At 72.5% G+C, this 5,710-nt stretch carries 5 protein-coding genes; all 5 read right to left on the bottom strand.

Annotation, left to right across the window (positions count from 1 at the left end):
• Positions 1–83 precede the first annotated feature (83 nt).
• Positions 84–251 (bottom strand): hypothetical protein, encoded by a 168-nt coding sequence (locus ACWCOM_RS18340; protein WP_454550175.1) that lies wholly within the window; start codon positions 249–251, stop codon positions 84–86.
• 422 nt (positions 252–673) lie between these two features.
• On the bottom strand, positions 674–2,197 hold the full coding sequence (locus ACWCOM_RS18345) for an amino acid permease (RefSeq protein ID WP_454550176.1): 1,524 nt from the start codon (positions 2,195–2,197) through the stop codon (positions 674–676).
• Positions 2,198–2,240: 43 nt separating this feature from the next.
• Positions 2,241–3,644 (bottom strand): aspartate ammonia-lyase, encoded by a 1,404-nt coding sequence (gene aspA, locus ACWCOM_RS18350; RefSeq protein WP_454550177.1) that lies wholly within the window; start codon positions 3,642–3,644, stop codon positions 2,241–2,243.
• Between the two features lie 54 nt (positions 3,645–3,698).
• Positions 3,699–4,700 carry an asparaginase gene (locus ACWCOM_RS18355; protein WP_454550178.1) on the bottom strand — a complete coding sequence of 334 codons (1,002 nt, stop codon included), beginning with the start codon at positions 4,698–4,700 and terminating at the stop codon, positions 3,699–3,701.
• 193 nt (positions 4,701–4,893) lie between these two features.
• Complete coding sequence (locus ACWCOM_RS18360; RefSeq protein ID WP_454550179.1) at positions 4,894–5,589, bottom strand: FadR/GntR family transcriptional regulator; 696 nt, start codon at positions 5,587–5,589, stop codon at positions 4,894–4,896.
• Positions 5,590–5,710 lie beyond the last annotated feature (121 nt).

A 5,710-nucleotide genomic window follows, 5' to 3' on the forward strand; every position in this document is an offset into this window, starting at 1 on the left:
GGGGGGGGGCCCGGCGCCGTCGTCACCCTGCCGCCTTCTGCTCAGCTGGCCGGCGGTGGGCGCGGTGCGGGACCGCAGGGCTGTCAGTCGGTGCCGTCGAGCTGGAGACCCGCCCAGGGAACGGCGGTGAGCCGCCCCGAGGCGCCGTAGGGGTGGGAGGTGACGGAGTCGGCGCTGGAGGTGCTCGAACCGGGGGCCGAGACGGACCAGTCGTTGAGGATGTCGGTGAAGAGGCGGCGGGCGAAGCTCATGGCGGATCTCCTGGCGTTGTGATCGCGATTTTCGGTCGGACAGGGACCGACGTCGCCCTAGTACCGCGGAACGTGGGCACGTCCGGGGCCGAGGGGTGCGTCGGGGCGGTCGGCCGCCCGACGTGGGTCGACGTTGGCTGGGGACACGGGAACGGGAAGGGAGTATCTGCAGATAATGCAACGTTGTGCGTGATGCGCAACACAGCGGCATGAAAAAAGTGTCCGGGGAAGTTCGGCTCCCTGTCAAGAGATTTCTGGAACGCGGGACGATCCGTGACCGCTGCGGACCGGAGCGGCGGCCACCGGTGCCGTCCGCCCGCGGCTCAGCCGGACGCGTGCACGAGGCGCCGTCCGAGAAGTACTCGGACGGCGCCTCGTCGTGCGGTCTGCGGGGAAGCCCGGCTCTCCGGGCCGGCGGGACGCTACCGGACCGGCGCCCCGGTCTCCGCGGTCGCCGCCGGTGCGGTGCGGGGCAACTCGGTGTGGGCCGCAGCGATCTCGTGCACGCGGTCCCGGCACCGGTACCAGCCCAGGACCAGCAGGGGCACGAGCAGCAGCAGGGAGGCGACGGTCCAGGTCCCCACGGGGGAGTCGAAGGCCATGAGCACGATGACGGTCGCCAGGAACGCCAGGGTCAGCCAGCCGGTGAAGGGGGCCCCGGGGAGCCGGAAGCCGGGACGCACGGCCCTGCCCTGCTTGGACCACGACACGAGCTTCAGGTGGCAGAGCATGATCATCCCCCAGGCGCTGACGATGCCGACGGAGGCGAGGTTCAGCACGATCTCAAAGGCCTGGGCCGGCACGAGGGCGTTGAGCAGCACGCCCAGCACGGCGACCGCCGCCGTGAGCACGATGCCGCCGTACGGGACGCCGGCCCGGTTCATCCGGCCGGCGAAGCGGGGGGCGGACCCGGCCAGGGACATGGAGCGCAGGATCCGGCCCGTGGAGTAGAGCCCGGCGTTGAGGGAGGACAGCGCCGCGGTGAGCACCACCAGGTTCATCACGGTGTCCATGCCGGCCACGCCGATGGACCCGAAGAACGTCACGAAGGGGCTCTCCCCCGCCCGGTAGGCGGAGAAGGGCAGCAGCAGGGACAGCAGGGTCAGCGAACCGACGTAGAAGACCGCGATGCGGATGATCACCGTGTTCACCGCCCGCGGCATGACCTTCTCGGGGTGCTCGGTCTCACCGGCGGCGGTGCCGATCAGCTCGATGGAGGCGTAGGCGAAGACCACGCCCTGGATCACGACGACCGCCGCCAGCAGCCCGTTGGGCAGCAGACCGCCGTTCTGGGCGATCAGGGACAGGCCCGTCTCCTGACCGCCGGCGGGGGTGCCGAAGAGCACCAGCCAGATCCCGACCAGCAGGAAGGCGCAGAGGGCGGCGACCTTGATCAGGGCGAACCAGAACTCGAGCTCACCGAAGACCTTGACCGAGACGAGGTTCAGTCCCAGCACCAGCAGCAGGGCGGCCAGGGCGTACGCCCACTGGGGGACGTCCCCGATGGGCGCCCAGTACCGGGCGAAGAACTTCATGTACAACGCCACGGCGGTGATGTCCACGATCGCGGTCATGGCCCAGTTGAGCCAGTACAGCCAGCCGGTGAAGAAGGCCGCCTTCTCGCCGTAGAACTCCCGGGCGTAGGAGACGAACGAGCCCGAGGACGGGCGGCGCACGACGAGTTCCCCGAGCGCGCGCAGGATGAGGAACGCGAAGAAGCCGCAGACCGCGTAGACGAGCACGAGCGCGGGCCCGGCGGCGGCCAGCCGGCCGCCGGCGCCCATGAACAGCACGGTGCCGATGGCGCCACCGATCGCGATCATCTGGATCTGTCGGGGCTTGAGCCCCTTGTGGTAGCCCTCGTCCTCCGCGTGGAGCACGTCGAGGGCGGCGGTGGGCGGCTGGGCCGGGGTGGCGTGGCGCCGGTCCGGGTGGTCGACGGACATGGGTCGGTCTCCTTGGTGAGTGGAGGTGGAGCTCGTGGACGGGTCAGACGGTCAGGTTGGCCAGGCGCTCCGGGCGCAGGATGCTGCCCAGCTCCTCGGCGGTCAGCAGGCCGCGCTCGAGCACCAGCTCGGCGACGCCGGCGCCCGTGACCAGGGCCTCCTGGGCGATGGCGGTGGCCGTGGCGTAGCCCAGGCGGGGGTTCAGCGCGGTCACCAGGCCGATGGAGTGCTCCACGGAGGCGCGCAGGCGCTCCTCGTTGGCGGTGATGCCGCGCACGCAGCGCTCCGTGAGGGTGGTGCACGCCGCCCGGAGGTGGGAGACGCTCTGGTGCAGGCTGTGCACGATGATCGGCTCGAAGGCGTTGAGCTGCAGCTGCCCGCCCTCGGCGGCCATGGTGATCGTGACGTCGTTGCCGATGACCTCGTAGGCCACCTGGCTGACGACCTCGGGGATCACCGGATTGATCTTGCCCGGCATGATCGAGGACCCGGACTGCACCGCGGGCAGGTTGATCTCGCCGAGACCGGCCCGCGGCCCGGAGGAGAGCAGCCGCAGGTCGTTGCAGATCTTGGACAGCTTCACCGCCACCCGCTTGAGCACCCCGGACAGGTGCACGAACGCCCCGACGTCCTGGGTGGCCTCCACCAGGTCCACGGCCGTCACCAGCGGCAGCCCGGTCACGGCGGCCAGGTGGCGGCAGGCCGCGGCGGCGTAGCCGTCCGGGGCGTTGAGCCCGGTACCGATCGCCGTCGCCCCGAGGTTGATCTCGTGGACCAGCAGGCTCGCCTCGGCGAGCCGCTGGCGGTCCTCGCGGATCATCACGGCGTAGGTGCCGAACTCCTGGCCCAGGGTCATGGGCACGGCGTCCTGGAGCTGGGTCCGGCCCATCTTCACGACGGTGCGGAACTCGCGGGCCTTGTCCGCGAAGGCGTCCTCCAGCAGCTCCAGGGCCGCCAGCAGCTCCTGCACCCCGGTGATCGTGGCGACCTTCACGGCCGTGGGGTAGGCGTCGTTGGTGGACTGCGACAGGTTGACGTGGTCGTTGGGGTGCAGCCGGGAGTACTCCCCCTTCTCGGCCCCCAGCAGCTCCAGGGCCCGGTTGGCGATCACCTCGTTGGCGTTCATGTTGGAGGAGGTGCCGGCGCCGCCCTGGATCACGTCGACGCGGAACTGGTCGTGCAGGCGCCCGTCCAGGATCTCCTGGCAGGCCGCGACGATGGCGTCGGCCCGGTCGGCGTCGAGCAGCCCGAGCTCGTGGTTGGCGCGGGCCGCGGCGAGCTTGACGGCCGCCAGACCCCGCACCAGGTGCCCGTGCCCGCCCAGGGCCAGGCCGGTGATGGGGAAGTTCTCCACGGCGCGCAGGGTCTGCACACCCCAGTAGGCGTCGGCGGGGACCAGTCGGTCGCCCAGCAGGTCGTGCTCGGAGCGGAAGGCAGCATCGGTCATGGTGTTCTCAGATCTCCCGGAGGTCACGAGGGGTGGATGGGGCAGGACGGTGGGTCACCCGGCGGTGACGAGGTCGACGGCGTGCAGGGACCCCACGGTGCGGCCCCCGCCGAGCACGGGGACCCGGTCCAGTCCGGCGAGCGCCCCGGTATCCACACCGAGGTGCCGCAGGACGGGCACGGCCACGGGCATCCGGGCGCGGTCGGAGCCGTCGGCGATCTTCACGGCCAGTCCGCGCCCGTCCGGCAGGCCCACCAGCTGCAGGCCCTCGAAGCCGTCCTTGGCCAGCAGGCCCGGGACCCTGCGCATCAGCTCCGTGACGTCCCGGCCCTCCCCGGCCACCTGCTCGGGGTGCCCGGTCATCGCGGAGGCGACCCGCCCCTCGGGCGTCCCCGCGGGCGCCGAGGCCAGCCGGGCGAAGGCGGCGGCCATGCCGCGCAGGGTGACGGCGAACAGCGGCGTGCCGCAGCCGTCGGTGCTGACCGGACCCAGCGGTTCGCCGGTCAGCTCCGCCACGACCTCCGCGATCAGCTGCTGGAGCGGATGGCCGGGGTCGGGATAGCCGGCCACGGCCCAGCCGTTGATCCTGCAGGTGGCGACCATGGCGGCGTGCTTGCCGGAGCAGTTCTGGGCCAGGTGCGAGGGCCCCTCGCCGGCGCGCAGGGCGGCGGCCCGCTCGGCGGCCCCGTACGGCAGGTCGGGCACGTTCTCCAGGGCGGTCTCGTCCGCGCCGTGCAGAGCGAGGATGCGGCGGGCGCCGTCCCGGTGCAGGGCCGCCCCGGAGTGGCTGGCCGCGGCCAGGGCCAGCAGGTCCCCGGGCAGGTCCAGCCCCGCACGGAGCATGGCCACCGCCTGCAGCGGCTTGAGCGAGGAGCGGGGGTAGAAGCGGGCCAGGGGGTCACCCGCCGTCAGCAGGATCCGCCCGGCGGCGTCCGTGACGATGTACGAGCCGTAGTGGACGCTCTCGACGACGCCGTCGCGGACCTGTTCGGCCACGGGGACGTGCTGCGGGCGAGCGGTGGTGGGCACGGGCGTCCCGGGGGCTGCGATGGTCATGCGGGTCCTTACTGGGGGGGTGGTCGAGCCGGTGGTGGTCGAACTGGACATGGTCGGGCTGGAGGTGGTCGGCGCAGGCGGTGGCGGCACCGCGGCACCGCGGCGCAGCGGGACGCCGGGCGGCGCCGCGCCGGGATCGGGGCGGGGCGGACCGGGGAGGGGGTCCGGCCGGGGTGCCGGGCCGGCGGCCGGGCTAGTCGCGGGTGATCGCGCCCAGGGCGTCGCGCACGGCCGCGAGGTGGTCGCGCATGGCGGCCTCCGCCTCGTCGGCCGCGCCGTCCCGGATGGCGCGGAAGATGCGCAGGTGCTCCTCGTCCGAGTGCTTCTGGCGGTCCGCCACCACGTTGAGGGTCTCCGACTGGTGGAAGAGCGCCTCGCGGACGTCGGCGATGACCTTCTCGAACACCCGGTTGCTGCTGATCCGGGCGACGGCGGCGTGGAAGCTGGTGTCCAGCTCGACCCAGGCCTGCGGATCGTCCTCGCCCGCCATCGTCGTCACGAGGTCGTGCAGGAACCGCACGTCCTCCTCCGTGCGGCGACGTGCGGCGAGGCCCGCGGCGGGGATCTCGATGTGCGGGCGGGCCTCGTGCAGGTCCCGCGCCGAGTACGCGCCCAGGGCCAGGTCGTCGGTCACCCGCCGGGAGACGACGAAGGTCCCCTTGCCGGTCCGGCTGACGGTCAGGCCGAGGGCCGCGCAGGAGCGCAGGGCCTCACGGATCACCGACCGGCTCACCTCGTACTGCTGGGCGAGGGCCGCCTCCGAGGGCAGCTTGTCCCCCACCCCCAGGTGCCCTTCCTGGATCTGCGCGTGCAGGTCCTTGAAGACAGCCTCCGCCGCACTGAATCGCTCAATGGGCCGCCTGGCTGTCGGGCTGTCTGACAGGTTCATGGTCCCCAGCATGAGGCAGCTCACACTGCGCTGTCAAGCGGTGCGCTCCACCCGATCGTCATACCCCGGGAGCGCCGCGCGGGATCGGCGAAGAGTCCCGGCGCGCCGCCCGCCCGCGGGA

This window comes from Kocuria sp. KH4 (assembly GCF_053711175.1).